Consider the following 21,654-nt stretch of genomic DNA (forward strand, 5'->3'; position numbering starts at 1 on the left):
GACAGCAGGACGAAGATGCCCACACCGCTGATCGAGCGCGAGATCACCGCGCCTGTGTCTCTCACCACCCCGGACGGGGAACTGAACCGGGATGCGGTGGGCTGGTCACGCACCCCTGTCCACGACACCTCCGGCATCCCCGGGCGCGGACATTGGGGCCGCAACAAGCGGTGGGAGTACTGGAACGTGATGACACCGTCCCACATCATCGCGTTCACGGTGTCGTGCGTCGACTACATGTCGCTCCACGAGGTGTGGGTGCTCGATCGCGCGACCGGGCATGACATCGGCGCCACGGTGATCTCACCCGGGAGCCGAAGTGCGACGCTGCCTGCGTCGATCGGCGATGGGCCCGCGAGGGCGCGCACCCGTCGGATCACGATAGACGTCGATGAGAGCTTCGACGGCACCCGCCTGCGCGGGAGTGCACCTCGCGTCTCGTTCGACCTGCTCGCCGGTCGTCCCGCCGGGCATGAGGCGCTGGGGGTCGTCGTGCCGTGGCGCACGGGTGACGGCATTCCCCGGTTCCAGTACACGGTGAAAGACGTCGCCCGTCCGGCCAGCGGCACGGTGACGGTGGACGGCATCGCGCACGACGTACCCACGGGAAGCTGGGCGGTGCTCGATCACGGTCGCGGACGCTGGCCGTACCGGGTGCAGTGGAACTGGGCGGCCGCGAGCGGGGTCGTCGACGGACGCGTGATCGGACTGCAACTCGGCGCGAAGTGGACCGACGGTTCCGGGGCGACCGAGAATGCGCTGCTCGTCGACGGGCGACTGTCGAAGATCAGCGAGGAACTCGTGTGGGACTACGACCCCGGACACTTCATGCGCCCGTGGCACGTGCACGGAGTGAAGGCCGATCTCACCTTCACACCGTTCTACGACAAGCGCTCTCGCACCAATGCCGTGGTGATCGCCAGCTCCACGGACCAGTTGTTCGGCGTCTGGTCGGGCTGGGTGCTCGACGACACCGCGACACGGGTGCGCGTGGACGGCATCGAGGGGTTCGCTGAAGAGGTGCTCAACCGCTGGTGACGCGCGATTCTGCGGACTTCAGCGCGCGCTGCACGCCCTTCGCCGCGGAGCGACCGGCCCGATTCGCGCCGATCGTGCTCGCAGACGGCCCGTAGCCGACCAGCTGCACGCGAGGATCGCGGACGGCGGTCGTTCCGCGTCCGTTCCGGTCGAGCTGGATGCCTCCGGCAGCGCTGCGCAGATGCAATGGTGCCAGATGACCGATCGCGGGTCGGAAGCCGGTCGCCCACAGGATCACGTCGACCCGCTCGAAGCTGCCGTCGGACCAGCGCACACCGTCGGGTTCGATGCGCTCGAACAGCGGACGCCGGTCCGCGTAGGCGCCCAGACGCTCCGCTTCCCGCTCCTGCGGGCGGAGCATGAGTCCCGTGACACTGACCACGCTCTGCGGAGGAAGCCCTGCGGCGACGCGCTGCTCGACGAGCGCGACCGCTGCGGCTCCCGCCTCCGGGGTGAAGTCGTCGTCGCGCCAGACCGGTTCGCGGCGGGTGACCCACAGCGTCTCGGTGATCGGGGCCAGCGCGCCGAGGAACTGCACGGCTGAGGCGCCACCGCCCACGACCAGCACCCGCTTGCCGATGAAGTGCTCCGGTCCCGGATAGTCGACCGTGTGCAGCTGTTCTCCGACGAACGTCTCCATGCCGGGGAAATGCGGGAGGAACGGATGGGACCAGGTACCGGTCGCATTCACGATGGTGCGGGTCGTCCACTCCCCCTCCGCGGCTCGCACGGCCAGGAGACCGTCGCGGTCCTCCACCCGATCCACATGGACGGGGCGCAGCACGGGAAGTGCGTGCCTCCGCTCGTACGACGCGAAGTACGCCGGCACAGCCTCATTGGCGCGAGCACCGTCGCGGGCAGGAGGCGTGTCTCCCGGCAGCTCTGCAACGCCGTGCACGTCTCGCATCGTCAACGCGTCCCACCGATGCTGCCATGCGCCACCCGGGCGTTCGTCCGCATCGAGGACCACGTGCGAGATACCCAACCGGGACAGGTGGAACGATGCCGAGAGACCGGCCTGTCCTGCGCCGATCACCAGACTGTCGAGGATGCTCACGCCGGATCCAACACGCGACGCCGCGTGCTTGTTCCTCCGCGCCTTCTCATCCGCGCCCTCATCCGTCGTGACGCGCCCGGGATGCCCCCACCGATTGGTGCTCCCGTCGATTCGTGTAGTACTCTTTTCAAGTTGCTCCGGCTGGTCCGGAACAGCGTCTGGGCCTGTGGCGCAGCTGGTAGCGCACCTGCATGGCATGCAGGGGGTCAGGGGTTCGAGTCCCCTCAGGTCCACGAAAAACCCCTGGTTATCCAGGGGTTTTTGCGTTTCTGAGTGGCACCTTCTCGAGGTCACTCACGACTTGCTCACGTTATTTCGATCATCTCGGTGATGACGGATGGGTCATCGCACGCGTGACCGACGCTCCCGGATGCCCAGTGGCATTCAGTGTCAATCCGGGATACATCCCCAAATCCTGCCCATCGCCCTGCTGGATTCAGCCGACGCTCACGAGGTCACCGCGTGCTGTTGAACCCGTAGGGCCGAGTGCAGGTAAAACGCGGCTATCACCAGCGCCGCCACGCCGCCGACCAGCGCCAAGGTCCGATCGGGCACGCCGAAGGCACCCAATGACGAGGCGACTCCCTGGATCAAGAAGAAGGCACTGAGCAGAAGCGCACTGCCACGCGTGCTGGTCATCTTCCACCACGGACGCGGGGCATCGGATTCGCCGGCGCCCCTAAAGGTGCGCGCTGCGACGACGACGGCTGCCACGAGAGCCACGGTCGCCCACGCGAATCCGAGTTCGTAGCCGATGGCTGCGAGCGGAACCGCGGTGAGCGTGATCCCGACGACGAAGACGAGCAGGTACCCGACCTTGGCGGCCGGTGTCTTGATACGCATCATTTCCCTCCTGACTTACGGTACTGCCGTGTACGTCGTGTAGCTGCAGTAGTTGAACCCGCAGTTGTAGTACGTCACCTTGAGGCGCCACTTGTTCCAATACGCCTTCTCGACCTGGGCTGCGGGAGCGAGCCCCAAGCAAGCGATACTGGCCGGCCACGGAATCGGCGCGACGCTGCATGCGCTACTGATGCCCTTGAGCCCGTTATACATACTGACGACCTGTGCTTTACTGAGGTAGCTCACGTGCGTCGTGTACGTCGGATCAGCGACCACGGGATAGGTGAAGCTGCTGTCGTGGTCGACGACCTGCGTAAGGGTTTGGCCATTCAACTCGTAGCGCGTGGGAACGTCTTTTCCGGCCGCGTCCTTCGCCCACGGCGCTGCAAAGCTCCCCAAGACCTCGCCGGTCACGCCATCGATCACGGCTGCGCCACCGTCTCGCAGGACGAGACGCGAAGCGTCGGGAAGGTCGATCGGGTAGTCATAGCGCGTCGGTGCGGTTGCACTACCGATCACGGTCGCAATCTGCACCGAGCCGGTGTCGTGCACGAGAACGACGCTGCTTGACGAGTTGCCGTTGTCATATGTGACAGTTCCAGGAACCGTAGAAGAGGCAGCGCTGACCTCGTCGGCGAAGGGCAGCCCGATCGTCGCCAACCCATCACCCGTCGAGATCGAAACACCATCGGCGGCAGCCGCGGACACCTCGATCTTGAGTCGATTGATCATTACGGTGCTCTGCCCGCCTGCGAGCAGCGGGGTATCGATAGTTGCTGCGACATCAGCTGGGGCAATTTTCGCAACCACATCAACCGCGGATTCCTCCGCTGCGATCGCCGCCGGGGCAATCCACATAGCCGAAATCAGCACCGCCGCCCCCGCAGCGATTGCTCCGATAGCACTTTTGACCTTCATTGGTCTTGCTTCCCCTCTGGTCGCCCGCCCCTTCGGATCGTAAGTAGCACGTTACGCATCACATTCTCGGAGCGTCAATAGCAATCTTCGGTGCTCCGGTCCGTGTTGGCGGACCGTGTGGTTGCGGGGCACAGCGCTAGTTCTGGGACCTGGTGCGACTGCGCACGCTCCATCTCGCCCCGCCCCTCACGCGGGAGCATCGCACCATGAGCGGCCGCTGGCGGGACACGCGGTGCGACGGGTTCTTGCGAGGTGACGAGCAGTGGCGCAGATTCTGACGTGGCGACCCGTGGGAGCCAGCTGATGAGGGTTGGGAGGTGACGAGTTGCTCCCGCTGAATAGCCGAGCCTGCGGGGTTCTTCTTCGTCTCACGGGACGGTGTGACATGATCGGCACGACAGGAGGCCCGATGACGGAGACACCTCTCGCCTACACCGACCGGGTGCGTTCGGATCGCGGATATCTGACCGTGAGCGAGCTCATCGCGGACGCGCAAAACGTCTTCCTCGACCCGTACTCCACGCTGGTGTCGGCACACGTTCGCACGGGCACGGGGAACGTGTTCTTCCCGCACGTCCGATTCGACGCCGGCCCCGACTCTCTTCTCAATCGCCCCGACTCGACGGTCACCGTCGGCGACCGGGTCCGTCTTCGCGGGAAGATCGATGTCGCCGGAGCCTCTCGTCTGGGAGACGGCTGCCAGATCCTCGGCGATGTCAGCGCGATAAGCGTCGACCTCGGCGGCGGAGGCAGCTATCGAGACGTCGATCCTGATCTGCGCGGCGCCGTGCTCAAAGGCCGAGGCCACGCCAGCCGCATCGTGCTGCACCAAGGGCACGTCATCAACGGCGACGGCGATTTCGCGGCGGCCGCCATCGAACGACAGGCGGTCTACCACCCCGTCCCGACCCGACACGCGATTCGGGTCGCTGAGGGTCGCCCCTAGCGCGCCCCTCCCCGAGCGTCAACCCGATTCTGCGTCGTCGACGCCCGTCCTACCGTGAAGCCATCTCCACGAAAGGACGCGACCATGTCGAACCCCATCATTCCTCCCCTGCCTCCGATCCTCCACGATGACGAGGCCGACGTTCCGACGAAAGACGTCGACGGCGAGCGTGTCCTCGACCCCGATGCCGACGACGCGCTGGTCGACAGCGCCGAAGCGGACCGCATCGCCGCCGGGGCCGACGAAGACGACACCCACGACGACTGAGCGCCGCGGGAACCGCCCCGCCGCTGCTCTCCTCGACTCCGCCGACCCCGTCGACTCCCACCGCTCCGCCTAGACTTGCCTCATGGCACCGGTGGTGGCGACGTGGTCAGGAAGAGGCTCATCGAGCGTCTTCCGCGGTTTGCTGTCCGCCGTTCTCCTCGTAGCCGCGATCATCCTCGGACTCCTGGGGATGCACACCCTGAATCTGCACGGGACGCCATCCGCCGAGGCGCCGGCAGCAGTCGCGATGCCGGTGAGCGACACCGCCACGACGCCCGCTCACCATGCGGCGGCTCCGCACGGCGCGGCGCAGGCTCACCCCTCCGGGAACTCGACGAACGCCGGCGACATGTCCTGTGCAGGTTGCGGCAGTGACGACCACGCCGGCATGGCGATGATGTGCGTACTCGCTCTGCTGCTCGCACTCGCGCTGGTCATCGCTCCCGGTGCGCTCCGGGCCTGGGCAACCACCGTCTTCCGGTCCTCTCCGACCGGGGCCCTCACCTCCCGCGCGCTCCCCCAAGCCCCTTCGCTTCACGTTCTCTGCATCAGTCGCACCTGAGCGGCCGTCGAGCCCGCACCCCTCGTGCCCGGCTCCGCACCACTCACCTTGCGCGCGCCGTCATCGGCGTGCGCGCGACGACTATGCGTATTGGAGAACACCATGAAGAAGATCCGTGCTGCGGTCACGACCGCACTCGCCCTGTCCACGGTCCTGCTGCTGTCCGGCTGCGCGACCGGCGACACTGACGGCTCGATGCCGGGGATGGACCACGGCTCGTCGTCGGCACCCGCCGGCGTCGACGAGGCGGACATCATGTTCACCTCGATGATGATCGTCCACCACCAGCAGGCCATCGAGATGAGCGACATCGTGCTCGCGTCTCCCGGGGTCGACCCGGCCGTCACCGCTCTCGCCCAGCGGATCAAGACCGCTCAGGGACCGGAGATCGAACAGCTCGAAGGCTGGCTCGACGAGTGGGGCGTCGGCTCCGACGATCGCGACGCGGGTGCGATGGATCACGGGGACGGGATGATGAGCGACGACGACCTCGCGGCCCTCCGCGCGGCCGACGGTGCCGAGGCCTCCCGACTGTTCCTCGAGCAGATGATCGCGCACCATGAGGGGGCCGTCGAGATGGCGCAGACCCAGGTCGACGAAGGAAGCGACCAGGAAGCGGTCGAGCTCGCCCAGACGATCATCGACGCGCAGACGGAGGAGATCCAGGAGATGAAGGACCTCCTCTCCTCTCTCTGACCCATCCCCGGGCCGGTGTCGGCGCCGCGCAGTGCGGCACCGGCCCTCCTCCGCACGAAGGAACCACGCCATGAACCTCCCCACCATGCCCGCCGTCGTCCACACGCTCCAGCGGCGTCGGCTGTCCGTCACGCTCGCCGCCCTCGCTGCCACCGGTATCGCCCTGACCGGATGCTCGGCCGGCGTGCAGACGACGCCCTCGCAGACCTCACCCTCGCAATCGGCCTCCACGCCATCGACGGACGCCGGCTCGGCGGCAGTGGCACAAGAGCTGCTCGCCGTACACGATCTGGCGGCGCTCGACGTCCGCGAGGTGATCGCGCGGCTCGAGGCGACGGCCCTCGTGGATCGTCCTGATGACCTCCTCGCCTCGGTAGAGCCCGACACGCTCGTGCTTCGAGACGCCAGGGGCAGAGAGGGCAGACTTCCCCTGCCCGACGACGCCGTCTACGTCTCGATCGCGCCGTTCCGCGATCAGACCCACGAGTGCCACTTCCACAGCCTCACGACGTGCGTGGGCGAGCTCGCCGACACGGAGGTCCGTGTCACCCTGACGACCGACGACGGGAGCATTGTCGTCGACGAGACCCGACGAACCCAGGACAACGGCTTCGTCGGCGTATGGGTGCCCCGCGGCCTCGAGACGACGCTGACCGTCGAGAGCCAGGGGCTGACCGGCTCCGTGCCACTGTCGACGACCTCTCCCGACGACCGCACCTGCATCACGGATCTCCAGCTGCGGTGAGCCGACCGACGACGCTCTGAGCTCGTCCTGCCGCCGCGTGGCATGAAGAAGCGCACCCCTCCGTGTACGGAGGGGTGCGCTTCTGCTGTCGACGTGCGGCCTGCTAGGTCGCGAGCAGCGGCGGCACGTGCGAGATCGAGATCGGACGCGTGGCCCTGCTCGACCCGCGCATCCTCTCGACGTCCTCCAGCACTTCGAAGGCCGTACCGTATCGGGACGCGAGGGGAAGGTCGCGAAGCCACGTGACCTCGACCTCGGTCTCGGCCAGTTCGTACACGCACGCCACCACATGGCGCGGATCGTTCGGCGAGTAACGGAGGTCGTTGATCACCCACTCCGACGCGGTGATGCGATTCAGTATGAAACGTGGATCCGGAAGTTCAGACATGTGCGGGCCCTCCAGGACTCTCTCTTCCTCAAAGAGTGCGCCACGGTTCGGCTCACGCAAAGCCCCTTGACACTGCTCGCGAAGGATGCCGCCGCGGGGTCAGGAGGCGTTCTCGGCGGCCTCGGCCGAGGCGACCTGCGCGCGCCACCAGGGTGTCTCGATGAATCCTCGCTTCATGAACACCAGTTCCATGGCCGCGTTCCATCCTCTGACTCCCTTGAGGTGCGCGATGGTCCCGGTGAGGAAGTCGTGGAGCGTCTCGGTGCTCGGCAGGATGATCTCGCAGTAGAGGGAGTTCTCCTCGAGCGCTGCGGCCAGGAAGCGCACCGAGACGTGCTGGGCGAGGGTGCGTGCCACCGAGGCGATCCGAGAGGGTTCCACCCGAAGGATGAGAAGTGTCTCGGCGCTCATGCCGAGTGCGGACGCCGGAACCATGGTCACGGTCGTCAAGCACCCGCCGTTGCGCATGCGTTCGTACCGGCGACGGACGCTGCTCTCGTTCATGTCCAGCTTGTCGCCGATCGACTGGAAGGAGGCACGACCGTTGTGTCGAAGCTCCTCGACGATCGCGCGGTCCGCGTCATCGAAGTGCGTGGGATCGCAGGTGTTCGGCGCGGGCATGTACGACTGCGGATCGCTCGCGGCTTCGGCGTGCGCGTCGTAGAGCTGCCTCCCCCAGTCGAAGCTCACCTTGTAGGTGTGCACGACCAGGTCGCTGCGCCAACGCTCGACACCCGGTATCGCCTGCAGGTCCGTGAGGACGTGCGCGTAGGTGGCGGAATCCCCCGGGATGACGACCTCGGCGAACACGTCGAACTTGCCGGTGACCAGCGTCACGAACCGCACGTAGGGCGAACCGATCAGAGCCTGCGCGACGCTCAGCTGGGAACCGGGCGTGCAGTTGATCCGGACGAAGAAGGTCTCGACATGGCCTTCACTGCCCAGCGTCGGAACGATCCCGACCCGCACCAGCCCCTCGGCGAGCAGCTGCTGTCCGCGTCGGGTGACCGTGGAGACGGCGGCTCCGGCGAACTCGGCGATCGACGTCCAACTCGCTCGGCCGTCCTGCTGCAGCGCGACGACGATCCGTCGGTCGAGGTCGCTCACTTCCCTCGTGAGATCGACGCTGCTCATCGGGTCGGCGGGTACACCCGGTGCAGGAACGTGCGCACGGTCTTCGTCCACGCCTCTGCCTCCTCGATCTGCGGGGAGTGCCCCGACTTCTCGAACACCACCATCTCGGAGTCCGGGATGAGATCGGCGATCGTCTGGCTACACGATACTGGCGTGATCCAGTCCGTCCGGCCCACGGTGATGAGTGTCGGCACACCGATCTCGGGCAGGCGCGGTTTGAGGTCGTAGTTCGGGAGGTTCACAGAGAAGGCGTAGTTGTGCGCGCGATAGCGGTACGGCGTCGCCTGCACCTTGCGCTCGGTCGCTTCCGGGTCGTACACGAAGTCGTACAGGGGCAGGATCTCGCGCCAGCAGTCCTTCAGGTCCTCGTCGTCGTGGACCTGTCCGACGTCGATGCGGTCGAACTTCTCCATGTCGATCGTGACACGGTCCGAGGCGAGGGCGTTCTCACGCGCCAGGTGCGCGTTGGAGTTGTCCGGAGAGGTGTCGCGCAGCACGATCGCCCGCACGCGCTCCGGGTATCGCAGTGCGTACTCCATGGCCATGAAACCGCCGTACGAGCCACCGGCGATCACGATCCTCTCCGCACCGATCCACTCCCGCAGACCGTCGATGTCCGCCGCCCACTGCTCGTGGCTGTAGGTGCCGAGGCCCTCGCTCGCTCCGCTGCCGCGCGCATCGAACACCACGACGCGGTATTCGTCGGCGAGTCGACCGAAACTGGCTCGCGGTTCGGCGCGGGACCCGAGGCCGGGGGCTCCGTGATGGGTGATGATGACCGGAGCGCCCTCGGGACCGAGGACCTCGACGGCCAGGTGGTTCCCGTTGATCTCGACCCATTCGTGGTCACTGGTGGCTGCGGCGAACTCCGGGGATACCGGCGGGGTGGATGTCATGTTCTCTGCTTCTCTGGGATTCCGTGGGTCAGAGCGCGATCGTGCACTCGTCGAGGCTGCGCGGGAAGGTGGTCAGGGGTTCGGCGCCGGTGGCCGTCACGAGCATGCTGTCGCTGATCCGGTAGCCGGCGTGGCCCGGCACATAGATACCGGGTTCATTCGAGACGACCATTCCCGCCTCGAGCTGCGTGGCGTCTCCGTCTTCCAGCCATGGCGCCTCGTGCATGCCGAGACCGATGCCGTGCCCCTGCCGGTGCCGGATGTACTCTCCGAGTCCGGCGTCGCGGATCACATCGAGGCACAGGCGGTTGGCCTCACGGCACTCGAGCCCCGCACGGATGGTCTCGCGACCGCGCAGCTGTGCCGCGTGGATCGCGTCGTGGTACCGCCGCTGCTGCGCAGTGGGTTCGCCCAGCACGAAGGTGCGCTCCCCCTCGATGAACCGACCGCCGACCGCGCAGCCCAGGGAGAGCATGAAGGTGTCGCCGGCCTTGAGACGGTTCACCGAGGGGAGCCCGTGCGGGAAGGCGGAATTGGGCCCTGAATAGACCAGTCCCCCGGCCAGCAGTGACGCGACGACGACATTGCGGTGCTCGGCGTACATGATGCCGGTGCCGGTCGCGGTGACGTGTCGCTCGAGCTCGGCCTCGGTCGGAAGATCTCCCCCGGCCGCGACCGCCGCCTGCACCAGCTGCACGCCGGCGTCGAGCATCCGGTCGGTGACACGGGCCGCTTCACGGTGCAGCTCCACCTCCTCGGGGAACTTCACGTAGCGGGCACGGGTGAGCAGCCCCGAGGCGACGAGATCGGCATCGGGCATCGCCTCCCTCGCCGCAGACAGGCGGGCGGACGGCATCGACGCCGCGAACCCGACCCGCCCGCGAGGTGAGACCGCACGGGCGAGCACTTCGAAGGGCGCGACGACGCCGGGATACTCGAAGAACGCGACCAGTTCCGCACGGGAAGACTGCGATTCGGCGTACTCGCGTTCCAGCTCGGGCAGCAGCATGACCACGCGGCCTCCCGCCTCGAGCCAGATCGCCACCGGACGCTCGGACGGGTGGTGGAAGAAACCGGTGAGGTACGCGATGTCCTCGGGGTGATCGGTGAGGAAGGCATCGAAACCCGCTTCGGCCATCCGCTCGCGCACCCTGGTCTGTACCCGGTCGAAGAACTCGGGCGCGAGACGCTGGTCGAACTCGGTCATCACGGACTCCTATCGGGCGAGGTGGCGCGGGTTGCGCGCGTCGTTGTAGGCGATCGAGAGCAGTGTCGCGGAGAGCACCAGGATGAGGATCGCGATCGAGGGGAAGAGCGTCAGCCACCAGGCGCTGACCATCGCACCGGCCTGCTGCGCCTCGTAGAGGATGCGCCCCCAGGACCAGGTCGTCGGGTCGCCGAGGCCGAGGAAGGCCAGTCCCGCGGCCGAGAGCACAGCCCGTGAGGCCGTCACCACCACGGAGACGACGACCACCGGGGTCACAGCGGGCAGCACGTGCTTGGTGATGATCCACACCGGAGACGTGGTCATCAGCCGCGACGCGTCGACGTAGGGCAGACCGACCACCGTGAGCGCTTGAGAACGCACGAGGCGGGTGACCTCCGGCCAGGAGAACGCAGCGACCACGAAGATGATGGTCGATGTGCTCGGCCCCACCAACGCGGCGATCAGGATCATGAGCGGCAGCACGGGGAGCGAGAGCGTCATGTCGACGATCACGCTGATGAAGCTGTCGAGCTTGCGGAAGTACGCTCCGAGGACCGCGATGATCGTGCCGAAGACGATCGCGATCAGCGAGGCCGCCACGGCCACCAGCACACTCTGCTGCGTGCCCCAGATCACCTCGGAGAACACGTCCCGCCCGAGAGCATCGGTGCCGAACCAGTGGTCACCGCTCGGCGGACGCAGTACGTCGGGTCCGTAGCTGGCCGGATACGGAGCGATCAGAGGCGCGGCGAGAGCCACGATCACGAGCAGGACCAGCAGTCCGAGGGAGATCATGCCGAGCGGGTCACGGCGGAACGCACGCCAGGTGTGGGCGCTCGCCCGCTCGCTGCCTGCAGCGGTCGGCTCACTCGGGGTCAGGGCCTCTGCGGAGGGCATCGGAGCGGTCATGAGGTCTTCACTCTCGGGTCCAGGTAGCCGTAGATGATGTCGGTGATGGTGTTCGCCACGACCACCGTGACGGCGAGCATGAGGAACGCACCCTGCAGGACGGGGAAGTCGAGCTGGGTGACTGCTTCGTAGATGCCACGGCCGATGCCGGGGTAGGCGAACACCGTCTCCGTGAGCACGGCGCCGCCGACCAGGAAGCCGAGCTGCAGTCCGATCAGGGTGGTGGTCGGGAGCAGGGCGTTGCGCAACGCATGCTTCCAGAGGATGCGGCTGCCGCGGATGCCGTTCGCCTTGGCGAGGAGGATGTAGTCCTCGCCGAGCGTCTCGATCAACGTCGATCGCATCGTCAGGACGTAGGAGCCCACCTGGATCAGCATGAGCGACACCGCCGGCAGGACCAGGTGCTGCGCGACGCTCAGATACCACTCGAAGCCGTAGGTGTTGTTGGTGTAGGCCCCACCGATCGGGAACCACCCCAGATTCAGACCGAACACGAACAGCAGCAGGATCGCGACGCTCGGCACGAACAGCGACTGCCCGGTGACTCCGAGCACCTGCACCGCCCTATCGACGAACCGTCCCTTGTGGGAAGCCGCGGCCACACCCAGCGGTACTCCGATGAGGATCGTGAGCACCAGCGCCGTGATGGTCAGCAGGAGCGTCCACGGCAGCCGCTGCAGCAGGACGTCCGTGACCGGGATCGACTGCGTGAAAGAGATGCCGAGGTTCCCCTGCAGCAACTGCCACATGTAGAGCCCGTACTGCACGATCAGGGGCTGGTCCAGACCGTACTGCTCGAGGATGGTCGCCCGGATGTCGTCCGTCATGTTCGGACTCGCCAGCGCCAGCGCCGGGTCACCGGGAAGCAGACGCAGCAGCAGGAACGTCACGGTCACGGCGAACCAGATCGTGAGCAGACCGCGACCGGCGCGACGGAGAATGAACGATGCTCGGGACACCCGGGCGACCTTCCTCGAGATTTCGGTGGTTGTTACTCGACCGGGTGCGCGCTCGCGAGCGAGAGCGGGTTCACGATCGAGAGCAGCTCGCTCGGCTTCGCGATGAAGCCGGCCCACTCGTCGCTGGCTGCGAAGAACAGGTTCTGCGTGTACATGATGTTGTCGTAGACCTGCTCATGGACGATCTTGTTCGCCTTGCGCATGATCGAGATCTTCTCGTCCTGGTCGAAGGTGACCATTCCCTCCTCGATCAGGGCGTTGAGGTCGGGATCGTCCACGTGCGTGTAGTTGATCGCCCCGCCGGGGAGATACGACAGCGAGAAGTTCGTCACCGGGTCGTCCATGATGGCGAAGTTGCCCGCATAGATGTCGTAGTCGCCCTCGCTTGTCATGGAGAGGTAGGTGTTGCGCTCGGTGCCCTGCAGCTCGATCGTGATGCCGGCTTCTGCCGCGCTGTCCTTCACCATCTGGGCCCACTGGCTGGTGACGCTGTCCTGCAGCGAGTAGATCAGCCGGAACGAGACCGGGAACTTCCCGCTCGCGTCCGCCGCGTAGCCGGCCTTCTCCATGAGCGAGCGCGACTTCTCGGGGTCGAACTCGTACTCCTTGACCGACTTGTCGTAGTACTTCGCGAGCACCGGCATCAGCGCACTGGAGCCCGTCGAGACGGCCTGCCCTTGCAGCACGACAGTGCGGATCGCGTCGTAGTCGACGGCATGGGCGAGTGCCTGACGGACCTCGGTCTTCGCGAGGTCCGGCCTGTCCATGTTGTAGACCAGGTGGGCGTAGCCGAGCCCCGGAGCCTCGATGACCTGCAGACCGTCGGTGTTGCCGAGCTGCTCGACCTGTGCCGGCGGCAGCGCGTTCGCGATCACATCGATCTCGCCGCTCTGCAGTGCCAGGATCTCGGTGTTCACGTCCGGATACACGCGATACACGACCTCGGCGGGTCCAGGGACGCCGCCCTTGACGAGCGGGTAGTCCTCGACGCGCTTCAGCGTGTAGTGCTGACCCACCTGGAAGTCGCTCATGATGAACGGGCCCATGCCCACCCATCCCCCGTCGCTGCCGTCGTTCGCGAACTCGGCGATCGATCCCTTCGGCTCGAAGACGTGCTGCGGGACGACGACACCCCAGAACCCGATCTCCTCGACGATGGACGAGTCCGGCTGGGTGAGAGTGAGCTCGACACGGGTGTCCGACACGGCTGTCGCGGTGTCGAGGTTGCCGAGCTGTCCGTAGAACGTGCCGGGGGCCTGATCGCGCTTGACCGCGTTCAGGGTCCACGCCACGTCTTCGGCGGTGAGGGGCTCGCCGTCGCTCCAGGTGAGGTCGTCGCGGATCTCGTAGAAGCCCGTGGTGTCATCCACGTAGCCCCAATCCGTGGCCACGTGGGCTTCCTTGCTGCCGTCATCGCTGATGCTCAGCAGGTGCGGATACATCAGGTTCGTGATCCACGAATCCGTTCTGCTGTTGCCGAGCACCGGGTTGAAGTTCACGACATCCGTCGTCGTGCCGATGCTGATCGTCTCGTCGCTCGGACCGGCGGAGCCGGACGACTCCCCCGGTTCCGGCGCGGACGGGGCGCACGCGGCGAGACCGACGGCGAGAGCCGCGGCCGCACCGAGGGCGAGGAACTTGCTGTACTTCATCAGACCCAGACCTCCTCGAGTACGCGCATGGTGTTCCCTCCGACGACGGCGCGAATCTCGTCGTCGGAGTAGTCGTGCTTCACAAGCCAGCCGATGATGTTGTAGAAGGCTTCGGCCGGGTTCTCGATGCCGTCGACGTACGGCTGCTTCTCGTAGTCGACGTTGGCGTGCGCCTGCCCCAGCGACAGGTTCGACGAGAACGCGTCGTGAAGGCCGACATGGTCCCCGAACAGCGTGTCCGGTCCGAAGCTCACGTGCTCCAGGCCCACCAGGTCGACGCAGTACTGGAAGTGATCCATCACTGACTCCAGCGAGTGCTTCGGGTGCTGGGGCGAGATGGTGGTGTGCGGAGCCGCCTCGATGCCGATCACACCGCCGCGCTTGGCGCACTCGATGATCGTCTCGTCGGTCTTCATGCGGTTGGTCGGCCACAGCCCACGAGCACCGGCGTGCGTGATGAAGACCGGCTTCGTCGAGTGGGCGATCACATCGAGGCACGTCTGGTCCCCGGAGTGGGAGATGTCGATCGCGATGCCGAGCTTGTTCATCCGCTCGACCGCGCGCTCGCCGAAGTATGTCAGTCCGCCGTCGCCCCGCTCCTTCAGTCCGCCTCCGAGCATGTTGGCCTCGGAGTAGGCGATGCCCATCTGACGCACGCCGAAGCCGTACAGCACGTCGAGGCGGTCGACCTCGTTCTCGATCATGGTCGACGCCTCGAGCGCGAAGATGTGCGCGACTCGGCCGGTCTCCGCCGCGTGGCGGATGTCCTTGATCGACTCGGCCTTGATCACGAAGTCCTGGTGCGCGAGGTCGGCCATGCGAACACCGAGGTCGAACAGCACGTCCTGGTACTTCCACCCTGCGTCGCTCGAGATGCAGCAGGTGCCGTCCATACCGTTGTCGAACACGGCCGTGAGTCCGGAACGGGCGAGACCCTGGTAGCCGGTGGGTTCGCGACCCTGGCGGATGTGGTCGCGTAGCTCGCCCATGTCCTCGGGGAAGACCTGCACATGCTCGTGCAGGGAGATCACGGTCTCCTCGCGGAGCAGGCGCTCGGTGCGTTCGCGCTGCGCATCGCTCAGGCCGAGATCGTAAGCCGGGACGCGGCCGATCTGCTTGGCGTAGCGGAATTCGCGGTAGTCCTTGCCGGCTTCCAGATAGTCGTACGCGGTGTAGCCGGTGTACCGGCCAGCTTGTTCAAGCACGGATGCGCTCCTTCGGTTCGATGATGCGGGTGTCCCACTCGGTCACCAAGCGGGAGTTTCCTCGAATCTGGAGGATTTCGGCATAGATGTCAACCTCTGTGATTATTTCCAGACGAAATGTTTCCTGTTCGAAACAATTCAGAGGCTGGAAGCTGGCATGATGGCACCCATGGAGAACGCACCCGCCCCCCGGAACACCGTCGTCCTGGACGTCAAGAGACTCACCGTCACCCTCACCGGCGAAGGCCGGCGCAACCGCGTGGTCGATGGCATCGACATCACCGTGCGCCGGGGCGAGGTCTTCGCGCTGCTGGGCGAGTCCGGATCAGGAAAGTCCATGACCGCCCGCGCGATCATGGGCCTCATCGACAACGGGGATGTGGAGGCGGACACCCTGACGCTCAGCGGGACCGATCTCCTCTCCCTCTCCGCCGAACAGCACAGGCGCCTGCGGGGTGTGCACGTCAGCCTGGTCATGCAGGACGCCCTTTCCGCGTTGAATCCGGTCCTCAGCATCGGCGATCAGATCATCGATCTGATCCGTGCTCACCGCAGCATCGGCCGGAGCGCCGCCCAGGCGCGCGCGGTCGAGCTGCTGGCCCTCGTCGGTATCCCCTCCCCCGACAAGCGTGTGCACGATTACCCGCACCAGTTCTCCGGCGGCCAGCGCCAGCGCATCCTGATCGCCATGGCGATCGCGCTGGACCCTGATCTCATCATCGCGGATGAGCCGACGACCGCGCTCGATGTGACGGTGCAGGCCCAGATCCTCGATCTGCTGCTCTCTCTGCGTGATCGACTCGGAATGGGGATCCTGCTCATCACGCACGACCTCGGTGTCGTGATGGAGGTCGCGGATCAGGTCGCCGTCATGCGCACCGGTCGCATCGTCGAAACGGGATCCGCCGACGTCGTGCTCACCGAGCCGCAGCATCCGTACACGGTGCAGCTGCTGAACTCGATGCCGCGAGATGTGAGCCCGGCGGCGCAGGATGCCGACACCCCGCCGATCCTGGAGGGACGCGGCCTCGAGCGCACCTTCCGTTCGGGAAGCGGGCGCCGTGCGCACCGGGTCGCCGCGGTAGCCGACGTCGACCTCGACCTCCGCCAGGGCGAGATCCTGGCGATCGTCGGCGAGTCCGGAAGCGGCAAGTCGACTCTGGCGCGGATGCTGGTCGGGCTCGACTCCCCCGATGCGGGAACCCTGCGCTACCGCGACCAGGATGTGACGAGAGGGCGGCTCCGCGATCGGAAGATCCTGCGGCGTGGGGTGCAGATGGTGTTCCAGGACCCCTACATGTCACTCAACCCTCGGATGACCGTGCAGCAGATCATCGCCGAACCGCTCGCCGCGACGCACTCGGGAACGCCGTCGAGCAGGCGCGAGCGCGTCGCCGAGCTGCTGGAACTCGTCGGCCTCACCGCCGAGATGGGTTCGCGTTTCCCGCACCAGTTCTCCGGCGGACAGCGTCAGCGCATCGGCATCGCTCGGGCACTCGCACTCGACCCGGACGTTCTCGTGTGCGACGAACCCGTCTCGGCGCTGGATGTGTCGATCCGCGCACAGATCATCGACCTGCTGTGCGAGCTGCGGGAGCGACTGGGAATGTCGATCGTCTTCATCGCGCACGATCTCTCCCTCGTGCGGCACATCGCCGACCGCGTCGCGGTCATGTACCTGGGCGAGATGGTCGAGATCGGTGAGACCGAAGACGTCTACCTTCGCGCAGATCACCCCTACACCCGGTCGTTGCTCTCGGCCATTCCTCCCCAGACACGCGCCGACCGGGGCATGCTCGCGCGCCGCACCCGAATGAGCGCGTGAACGCGGAGCAGCGCGGAGTCAGCGCCCCGGTCGCACCGTGAGGTCGGTGATCTCCGCATCGCGTGGAAGATCGAGCGCCGTGAGGATGGTCGTGGCGACCGCGTCCGGCGTGATGAACCGCTCGGCGTCGTAGTCCTGGCCCTCCTGCTGGTGCACGCGCTCCTGCATGGGAGTGGCTGTGCGGCCGGGATAGATCGACGTCACCCGCACTCCGTGCGCGGCCTCCTCGGCGCGCAGCGCATCGGCAAGCGCACGGAGACCGTGCTTCGACGCCGCATACGCCGACCACCCGGCGTTGGCGCGGAGGCCCGCTCCCGAGTTGACGAACACGATCTGCCCCTGTGACACGCGCAGGACGGGCAGAAGCAGGCGCGTGAGCTCGGCAGGGGCGATGAGATTCACGGCGAGCTGCTGCTCCCACAGCGCGGGAGCGAGATCAGCCACATCGCCGAGGTCGACGACGCCGGCGACGTGGACGAGCGCATCGATCCGGTCGGGCAGCTGCTGCTTCGACAGCGCCCACGACAGTCGCCCCGGCTGGGAGAGGTCTCCGACGAGGACAGAAGCTCCGGGAAGCGTCTCCGCGATCTGCCTGGCACGCCCGGCATCGCGGGCGAGCGCCACGACGTCGTCGCCGCGATCCAGGAGCCGCCCAGCGAGAACAGCCCCTATGCCGGAACCCGCACCGGTGACGAGGTGCGTTGACACGTCAGCCCTGGTCGGTGGCGGCAGGCACCGCCACGTCGATCGGAACGACGGGGCAGTCCTTCCACAGACGCTCCAGCCCGTAGTACACGCGCTCCTCCTGGTGGAACACGTGCACGATCAGGTCACCGAAATCGAGCAGCACCCAGCGAGCCTCCGCCCGACCCTCTCGGCGGACGCGCTTGTGCCCGGACTCGATCAGGCGGTCTTCGATCTCGTCGGCGATCGCGGCGACATTGCGCTCGCTGTTTCCGGTGACGAGCAGGAAGATGTCGACGAGCGGAAGCGGCTCGGAGACGTTGAGTGCGACGAGATCCTCTCCGCCCTTGTCGACGGCGGCCTGTGCTGCCAGACGCAGCATCTCTTCGGCGGTTTCAGGTGATTGCATCAGAACACATTCGTGGTGATGGCGATGATGACGACGACACCGACAGCGAGGGCAAGCCCTCCGGCGACGATCGCCAGGGTGATCATCAGCCGGTTGCCCTTCTCAGGCGCCGGCGGACGGATCACCTCGCCGGCGGGCTTGATGGTGCTGACCGCCGAGCTGGCGGCGATCGGCGTAGGCGACGACGCGGGGGGAAGCTCGCCGTCGATGAGAACGGCGTCGACATCCTTGCCGTCGGTGGTGCCGAGTGCGTGGCCCTGCGAACCCATGCCCTGCGGCAGTTCGTACGACCCCGTCACGAGGATCTCGCCGGTCGATGCGACGGGACCGGAGAGCGATCCCTCTCCGGGAGAGGGTGTGAAGATCAGCGCATTCGGCGCGGAGTGCTGGGAGCCGGTCGAGTCGCCGACCGTGAGCAGCTCATCGAAAGACGGGCGGAAGGGCGCGTGCGGGTCGGGAGCGTCTGCGAGCAGCCCCTCGCCGAAAGCGGAGTTGACGGTCGGGCGTGCGTCGCCGACGACCTCATCCCCGGCGTCGTCGACATCGGCGAGCACGTCGTCGGGATCCTGCTCGCCGGCGTCCTCTGCCTGGGCGGGAAGCCCGAGGGCCGCAGCCACATCGTCCTCATCGCCCGTGGACGCCGCCGTGGTCTCCAGCGGGACCTCGCCCACCGCGTCTGCGGCGACCGATGCCCGGACGGGCTCGACGGCGACGTCATCATCATCGTCGTCGTCGGCATCGCCCGGCTCTTCGTTGCGGGTGAAGTCAGGAACGCCAGACACGATCTCCGCGGGCGCGGCGGCGGCGTCGGAGGGGCCCGCTTCGGCGGGCTGCTCCGCTTCCCCGTCGCCGGCAGCAGCGACGCCGTCTTCCGAGGTGCCTTCCGGTGTGACCACCGGCACGGAGGCCGTGCGGACCTTCTCGAGCTCGCGCACCTGACGACGCGTGAGCGGTGCGTCACCGTTCGCGGCGTCGACGACCGGTGCCGGTGCGACCTCCACGGGGTCGGCGGCCCGAGGCAGCGGCGGCGCGGGGGGCGCGGCTTCCGCCGCGGCGGCGGCCTCCTCGCTGGTGATGACGGGGGTCGAACCCGTCAGACGGATCTCCCGTAGCTGCTTGCGCGTCAGCGGACCCTGCTCCTGGCGATCCGATGTACTCATGCCTTGCTCCGATACAGATGATGCTTCGCTATGTACTGAACGACCCCATCAGGGACCAGATACCAGACCGGCTGATCGTCGCGAACGCGTTCACGGCAGTCCGTCGATGAGATCGACAGCGCCGGCACTTCCAGTTGGCTGACGTTGTCGCTCGGGAGGCCGTCGGTGCTCAGGACATGTCCCGGGCGCGAGACCGCGACGAAGTGGGCCAACTCCCACAACTCATCATGGTCCCTCCAACTGAGAATTTGCGCCACGGCGTCGGCTCCGGTGATGAAGAAGAGGTCCGCATCCGGGCGATCACGCTTCAGATCGCGCAGCGTGTCGATCGTGTAGGTGGGCCCCTCACGGTCGATGTCGACCCGGCTCACGGTGAACTGCGGATTCGACGCGGTGGCGATCACCGTCATGAGGTACCGATGCTCGCTCGGCGAGACGCCCGACTTCTGCCACGGGTGACCGGTGGGAACGAACACCACCTCGTCGAGGCCGAAGGAGTTCGCCACCTCGCTGGCTGCGACCAGGTGGCCATGGTGGATGGGGTCGAACGTGCCGCCCATCACACCTATGCGCGGGGGGCGCGTGGTCGCAGCGTCGTTCATGGGGGCCTAGTGGCCGTGTCCCGCCTCGTGGCCGTCCTTGCCGTGCTGTGCGGCCCAGGCCTCGGCCTTGGCCGAGTGGCGGTTGGCGACGTTCTTGTAGGAGAAGGTCACCAGTCCGAGGAAGGCGAACACGACCGCAGCGATGGCTCCGAAGATCACCGTTTCGAGCGCGACGTTGCCGTGGTGCTCTGTTTCGGCAGCGGCCATCGCGATCTGTGCGACGAGGTTCATCCTGACTCCGTTTCGTGGCGTGCTGTTCGGGATCCTGTGAGGTACAGCGTCCCCCAGTCTAGCCCTCAGCTGCGGGTCTGCCCCGACCCACGCGCGAGCCATTTCGTGCTGGTCAGCTCTGCGACGCCCATCGGCCCTCGAGCGTGCAGCTTCTGGGTCGAGATGCCGACCTCCGCGCCGAAGCCGAACTCGCCGCCGTCCGTGAAGCGGGTGGACGTGTTCACCATCACGACGGCGGAATCCACCTCGGCCAGGAAGCGCTCCGCATTGCGCGTGTCGGTCGTGATGATCGACTCCGTGTGACCCGTGCTGTAGCGGCGGATGTGGTCGAGCGCCTCGTCCAGGGACTCCACGACCTTGATCGCGATGTCGAGGCTGAGGTACTCGGTCTTCCAGTCCTCCTCCGTGGCGGGGATCACGTTCGACATGAGGCCGACGACCATGTCATCGCCGTGGATCGCGACGCCCTCGCTCTGCAGCGCGCTGGCCACCAGCGGGATCAGACGCGGTGCCGCCTGTCGATGCACGAGCACGGTCTCCACCGCATTGCACACGCTCGGCCGCTGCACCTTGGCGTTCACGACGATGTCGCTCGCCCAGTCGTCCGGGGCGGTCTCATCCAGGAAGATGTGAACGTTGCCTGCCCCGGTCTCGATCACAGGCACGGTCGATTCGGTGACGACGGTCTCGATGAGGCCGGCACTTCCCCGCGGCACCAGGACGTCGATGAACCCTCGCCCGTGCATGAGCGCCTTCGCGCCGTCCCGGCCGAAGTCGTCAACCGTCTGGATCGCCTCGGCTGTGAGCCCTGCACTCTCCACCGCCCGCCGCATCACGTCGACGAGCACGGTGTTCGACTCACGGGCGGCGCTCCCGCCACGCAGCACGACGGCGTTGCCCGACTGCAGCGCCAGAGCGGCGATGTCGACCGTCACGTTGGGCCGGGCTTCGTAGATCGCGCCGACGACGCCGAAAGGTACGCGCACCTGCTCGAGGGCGACACCGTTGGGCATCCGGTGGCCGCCGACGACGCGCCCGACCGGGTCACCGAGAGCGGCGACCTCACGCACGGCGGCCGCCAGTGCCGCGACACGCTTCTCGTCGAGACGCAACCGATCGATGAGTGACTCCCCGATGCCCTCCGCGCGTCCGCGGGCGATGTCACGACCGTTCGCCTCGATGATCTGCACAGCGGAATCGCTCAGCGCCACAGCGATCGCTTCGAGCACTCGCGCCTTCTCATCGCTCGTGAGCGCAGCCGTGGCGCGAGAGGCCTCTTTGGCGCGCTCCAGGCGCACCTGCGGGGTCTGGTCGGTCATCC

Annotated in this window: 24 protein-coding genes and 1 tRNA gene; 8 read left to right on the plus strand and 17 right to left on the minus strand. The window is 66.8% G+C overall.

Annotated elements, in window-relative coordinates:
* Nucleotides 1-15: 15 nt before the first annotated feature.
* Nucleotides 16-1,038: a DUF2804 domain-containing protein gene (locus AAY78_RS15665; RefSeq protein ID WP_046749416.1), complete on the plus strand. Its 1,023-nt coding sequence runs from the start codon at nucleotides 16-18 to the stop codon at nucleotides 1,036-1,038.
* On the opposite strand, the gene AAY78_RS15670 is transcribed toward AAY78_RS15665, so the two are convergent.
* On the minus strand, nucleotides 1,025-2,095 hold the full coding sequence (locus AAY78_RS15670; protein ID WP_046749222.1) for an NAD(P)-binding domain-containing protein: 1,071 nt from the start codon (nucleotides 2,093-2,095) through the stop codon (nucleotides 1,025-1,027). The two genes, AAY78_RS15665 and AAY78_RS15670, sit on opposite strands and share 14 nt — an antisense overlap.
* A gap of 160 nt (nucleotides 2,096-2,255) precedes the next feature.
* Between AAY78_RS15670 and AAY78_RS15675 the strand changes: the two genes are divergently transcribed.
* Nucleotides 2,256-2,328: transfer RNA gene (locus tag AAY78_RS15675), tRNA-Ala, on the plus strand.
* 214 nt (nucleotides 2,329-2,542) lie between these two features.
* Here the strand turns inward: AAY78_RS15675 and AAY78_RS15680 are convergent.
* Both AAY78_RS15680 and AAY78_RS19325 read right to left on the minus strand, forming a co-directional pair.
* Nucleotides 2,543-2,941 (minus strand): hypothetical protein, encoded by a 399-nt coding sequence (locus tag AAY78_RS15680; RefSeq protein WP_046749223.1) that lies wholly within the window; start codon nucleotides 2,939-2,941, stop codon nucleotides 2,543-2,545.
* 12 nt (nucleotides 2,942-2,953) lie between these two features.
* Nucleotides 2,954-3,856 carry a hypothetical protein gene (locus tag AAY78_RS19325; protein ID WP_052748810.1) on the minus strand — a complete coding sequence of 301 codons (903 nt, stop codon included), beginning with the start codon at nucleotides 3,854-3,856 and terminating at the stop codon, nucleotides 2,954-2,956.
* Between the two features lie 409 nt (nucleotides 3,857-4,265).
* On the opposite strand from AAY78_RS19325, the gene AAY78_RS15690 reads away from it, so the two are divergent.
* The 5 genes from AAY78_RS15690 to AAY78_RS15710 all read left to right on the plus strand — a co-directional run bounded on the left by AAY78_RS15690 (nucleotide 4,266) and on the right by AAY78_RS15710 (nucleotide 7,072).
* Complete coding sequence (locus AAY78_RS15690) at nucleotides 4,266-4,802, plus strand: hypothetical protein (RefSeq protein ID WP_046749224.1); 537 nt, start codon at nucleotides 4,266-4,268, stop codon at nucleotides 4,800-4,802.
* Between the two features lie 84 nt (nucleotides 4,803-4,886).
* The gene (locus AAY78_RS15695; RefSeq protein WP_046749225.1) at nucleotides 4,887-5,069 is read left to right on the plus strand and encodes a hypothetical protein; all 183 of its coding nucleotides are present in this window, start codon (nucleotides 4,887-4,889) and stop codon (nucleotides 5,067-5,069) included.
* A gap of 82 nt (nucleotides 5,070-5,151) precedes the next feature.
* Nucleotides 5,152-5,631, plus strand: coding sequence for a DUF6153 family protein (locus AAY78_RS15700; protein ID WP_046749226.1), 480 nt, complete (start codon nucleotides 5,152-5,154; stop codon nucleotides 5,629-5,631).
* Nucleotides 5,632-5,733: 102 nt separating this feature from the next.
* Nucleotides 5,734-6,327 carry a DUF305 domain-containing protein gene (locus tag AAY78_RS15705; RefSeq protein ID WP_046749227.1) on the plus strand — a complete coding sequence of 198 codons (594 nt, stop codon included), beginning with the start codon at nucleotides 5,734-5,736 and terminating at the stop codon, nucleotides 6,325-6,327.
* A 70-nt stretch (nucleotides 6,328-6,397) separates the two neighbouring features.
* Nucleotides 6,398-7,072: a CueP family metal-binding protein gene (locus AAY78_RS15710; RefSeq protein WP_046749228.1), complete on the plus strand. Its 675-nt coding sequence runs from the start codon at nucleotides 6,398-6,400 to the stop codon at nucleotides 7,070-7,072.
* Nucleotides 7,073-7,175: 103 nt separating this feature from the next.
* Here the strand turns inward: AAY78_RS15710 and AAY78_RS15715 are convergent, their stop codons facing one another.
* From AAY78_RS15715 to AAY78_RS15750, 8 genes are all read right to left on the minus strand, one after another.
* Complete coding sequence (locus tag AAY78_RS15715; RefSeq protein ID WP_046749229.1) at nucleotides 7,176-7,460, minus strand: hypothetical protein; 285 nt, start codon at nucleotides 7,458-7,460, stop codon at nucleotides 7,176-7,178.
* Nucleotides 7,461-7,559: 99 nt separating this feature from the next.
* Entirely contained in the window at nucleotides 7,560-8,594 is a 1,035-nt protein-coding gene (locus tag AAY78_RS15720) for an Lrp/AsnC family transcriptional regulator (protein WP_046749418.1), read from the minus strand.
* A complete protein-coding gene (locus tag AAY78_RS15725; protein ID WP_046749230.1) occupies nucleotides 8,591-9,490 on the minus strand; it encodes an alpha/beta fold hydrolase in 900 nt (299 codons plus the stop codon). Before AAY78_RS15725 ends, AAY78_RS15720 begins: the two co-directional genes overlap by 4 nt.
* A 28-nt stretch (nucleotides 9,491-9,518) precedes the next feature.
* Nucleotides 9,519-10,697, minus strand: a complete 1,179-nt coding sequence (locus AAY78_RS15730; RefSeq protein WP_046749231.1) for a M24 family metallopeptidase — start codon at nucleotides 10,695-10,697, stop codon at nucleotides 9,519-9,521.
* Between the two features lie 9 nt (nucleotides 10,698-10,706).
* Nucleotides 10,707-11,606: an ABC transporter permease gene (locus AAY78_RS15735; protein WP_171010996.1), complete on the minus strand. Its 900-nt coding sequence runs from the start codon at nucleotides 11,604-11,606 to the stop codon at nucleotides 10,707-10,709.
* Entirely contained in the window at nucleotides 11,603-12,565 is a 963-nt protein-coding gene (locus AAY78_RS15740; RefSeq protein WP_046749232.1) for an ABC transporter permease, read from the minus strand. Before AAY78_RS15740 ends, AAY78_RS15735 begins: the two co-directional genes overlap by 4 nt.
* 32 nt (nucleotides 12,566-12,597) lie before the next feature.
* Nucleotides 12,598-14,217 carry an ABC transporter substrate-binding protein gene (locus tag AAY78_RS15745; protein ID WP_046749233.1) on the minus strand — a complete coding sequence of 540 codons (1,620 nt, stop codon included), beginning with the start codon at nucleotides 14,215-14,217 and terminating at the stop codon, nucleotides 12,598-12,600.
* Nucleotides 14,217-15,422 (minus strand): dipeptidase, encoded by a 1,206-nt coding sequence (locus AAY78_RS15750; protein WP_046749234.1) that lies wholly within the window; start codon nucleotides 15,420-15,422, stop codon nucleotides 14,217-14,219. The genes AAY78_RS15745 and AAY78_RS15750 overlap by 1 nt, the downstream gene beginning before the upstream one ends.
* 169 nt (nucleotides 15,423-15,591) lie before the next feature.
* Here AAY78_RS15750 and AAY78_RS15755 point away from each other — a divergent pair, with 169 nt between their 5' ends.
* Nucleotides 15,592-17,247 carry a dipeptide ABC transporter ATP-binding protein gene (locus AAY78_RS15755; protein WP_046749420.1) on the plus strand — a complete coding sequence of 552 codons (1,656 nt, stop codon included), beginning with the start codon at nucleotides 15,592-15,594 and terminating at the stop codon, nucleotides 17,245-17,247.
* Between the two features lie 18 nt (nucleotides 17,248-17,265).
* Here the strand turns inward: AAY78_RS15755 and AAY78_RS15760 are convergent, their stop codons facing one another.
* From AAY78_RS15760 to AAY78_RS15785, 6 genes are all read right to left on the minus strand, one after another.
* Nucleotides 17,266-17,955: an SDR family oxidoreductase gene (locus AAY78_RS15760; RefSeq protein WP_046749235.1), complete on the minus strand. Its 690-nt coding sequence runs from the start codon at nucleotides 17,953-17,955 to the stop codon at nucleotides 17,266-17,268.
* 1 nt (nucleotide 17,956) lies between these two features.
* The gene (gene rsfS / locus AAY78_RS15765; protein ID WP_046749236.1) at nucleotides 17,957-18,340 is read right to left on the minus strand and encodes a ribosome silencing factor; all 384 of its coding nucleotides are present in this window, start codon (nucleotides 18,338-18,340) and stop codon (nucleotides 17,957-17,959) included.
* Nucleotides 18,340-19,500, minus strand: a complete 1,161-nt coding sequence (locus AAY78_RS15770; protein WP_046749237.1) for a hypothetical protein — start codon at nucleotides 19,498-19,500, stop codon at nucleotides 18,340-18,342. The genes rsfS and AAY78_RS15770 overlap by 1 nt, the downstream gene beginning before the upstream one ends.
* Nucleotides 19,497-20,102 carry a nicotinate-nucleotide adenylyltransferase gene (nadD, locus tag AAY78_RS15775; RefSeq protein ID WP_021198523.1) on the minus strand — a complete coding sequence of 202 codons (606 nt, stop codon included), beginning with the start codon at nucleotides 20,100-20,102 and terminating at the stop codon, nucleotides 19,497-19,499. The genes AAY78_RS15770 and nadD overlap by 4 nt, the downstream gene beginning before the upstream one ends.
* Nucleotides 20,103-20,108: 6 nt before the next feature.
* On the minus strand, nucleotides 20,109-20,333 hold the full coding sequence (locus tag AAY78_RS15780; RefSeq protein WP_021198522.1) for a hypothetical protein: 225 nt from the start codon (nucleotides 20,331-20,333) through the stop codon (nucleotides 20,109-20,111).
* A 65-nt stretch (nucleotides 20,334-20,398) separates the two neighbouring features.
* Entirely contained in the window at nucleotides 20,399-21,652 is a 1,254-nt protein-coding gene (locus AAY78_RS15785; protein ID WP_046749238.1) for a glutamate-5-semialdehyde dehydrogenase, read from the minus strand.
* Nucleotides 21,653-21,654 lie beyond the last annotated feature (2 nt).

The organism is Microbacterium sp. Ag1 (genome assembly GCF_001005635.1).
Lineage (GTDB): Bacteria > Actinomycetota > Actinomycetes > Actinomycetales > Microbacteriaceae > Microbacterium > Microbacterium oxydans.

Coding starts and splice junctions, on each gene's coding strand:
- AAY78_RS15665 (WP_046749416.1), top strand. CDS start 16: ATGCCCACACCGCTGATCGAGCGCGAGATCACCGCGCCTGTGTCTCTC.
- AAY78_RS15680 (WP_046749223.1), bottom strand. CDS start 2,941: ATGATGCGTATCAAGACACCGGCCGCCAAGGTCGGGTACCTGCTCGTC.
- AAY78_RS19325 (WP_052748810.1), bottom strand. CDS start 3,856: ATGAAGGTCAAAAGTGCTATCGGAGCAATCGCTGCGGGGGCGGCGGTG.
- AAY78_RS15690 (WP_046749224.1), top strand. CDS start 4,266: ATGACGGAGACACCTCTCGCCTACACCGACCGGGTGCGTTCGGATCGC.
- AAY78_RS15695 (WP_046749225.1), top strand. CDS start 4,887: ATGTCGAACCCCATCATTCCTCCCCTGCCTCCGATCCTCCACGATGAC.
- AAY78_RS15700 (WP_046749226.1), top strand. CDS start 5,152: ATGGCACCGGTGGTGGCGACGTGGTCAGGAAGAGGCTCATCGAGCGTC.
- AAY78_RS15705 (WP_046749227.1), top strand. CDS start 5,734: ATGAAGAAGATCCGTGCTGCGGTCACGACCGCACTCGCCCTGTCCACG.
- AAY78_RS15710 (WP_046749228.1), top strand. CDS start 6,398: ATGAACCTCCCCACCATGCCCGCCGTCGTCCACACGCTCCAGCGGCGT.
- AAY78_RS15715 (WP_046749229.1), bottom strand. CDS start 7,460: ATGTCTGAACTTCCGGATCCACGTTTCATACTGAATCGCATCACCGCG.
- AAY78_RS15720 (WP_046749418.1), bottom strand. CDS start 8,594: ATGAGCAGCGTCGATCTCACGAGGGAAGTGAGCGACCTCGACCGACGG.
- AAY78_RS15725 (WP_046749230.1), bottom strand. CDS start 9,490: ATGACATCCACCCCGCCGGTATCCCCGGAGTTCGCCGCAGCCACCAGT.
- AAY78_RS15730 (WP_046749231.1), bottom strand. CDS start 10,697: ATGACCGAGTTCGACCAGCGTCTCGCGCCCGAGTTCTTCGACCGGGTA.
- AAY78_RS15735 (WP_171010996.1), bottom strand. CDS start 11,606: ATGACCGCTCCGATGCCCTCCGCAGAGGCCCTGACCCCGAGTGAGCCG.
- AAY78_RS15745 (WP_046749233.1), bottom strand. CDS start 14,217: ATGAAGTACAGCAAGTTCCTCGCCCTCGGTGCGGCCGCGGCTCTCGCC.
- AAY78_RS15755 (WP_046749420.1), top strand. CDS start 15,592: ATGGAGAACGCACCCGCCCCCCGGAACACCGTCGTCCTGGACGTCAAG.
- rsfS (WP_046749236.1), bottom strand. CDS start 18,340: ATGCAATCACCTGAAACCGCCGAAGAGATGCTGCGTCTGGCAGCACAG.
- AAY78_RS15770 (WP_046749237.1), bottom strand. CDS start 19,500: ATGAGTACATCGGATCGCCAGGAGCAGGGTCCGCTGACGCGCAAGCAG.
- nadD (WP_021198523.1), bottom strand. CDS start 20,102: ATGAACGACGCTGCGACCACGCGCCCCCCGCGCATAGGTGTGATGGGC.
- AAY78_RS15780 (WP_021198522.1), bottom strand. CDS start 20,333: ATGAACCTCGTCGCACAGATCGCGATGGCCGCTGCCGAAACAGAGCAC.
- AAY78_RS15785 (WP_046749238.1), bottom strand. CDS start 21,652: ATGACCGACCAGACCCCGCAGGTGCGCCTGGAGCGCGCCAAAGAGGCC.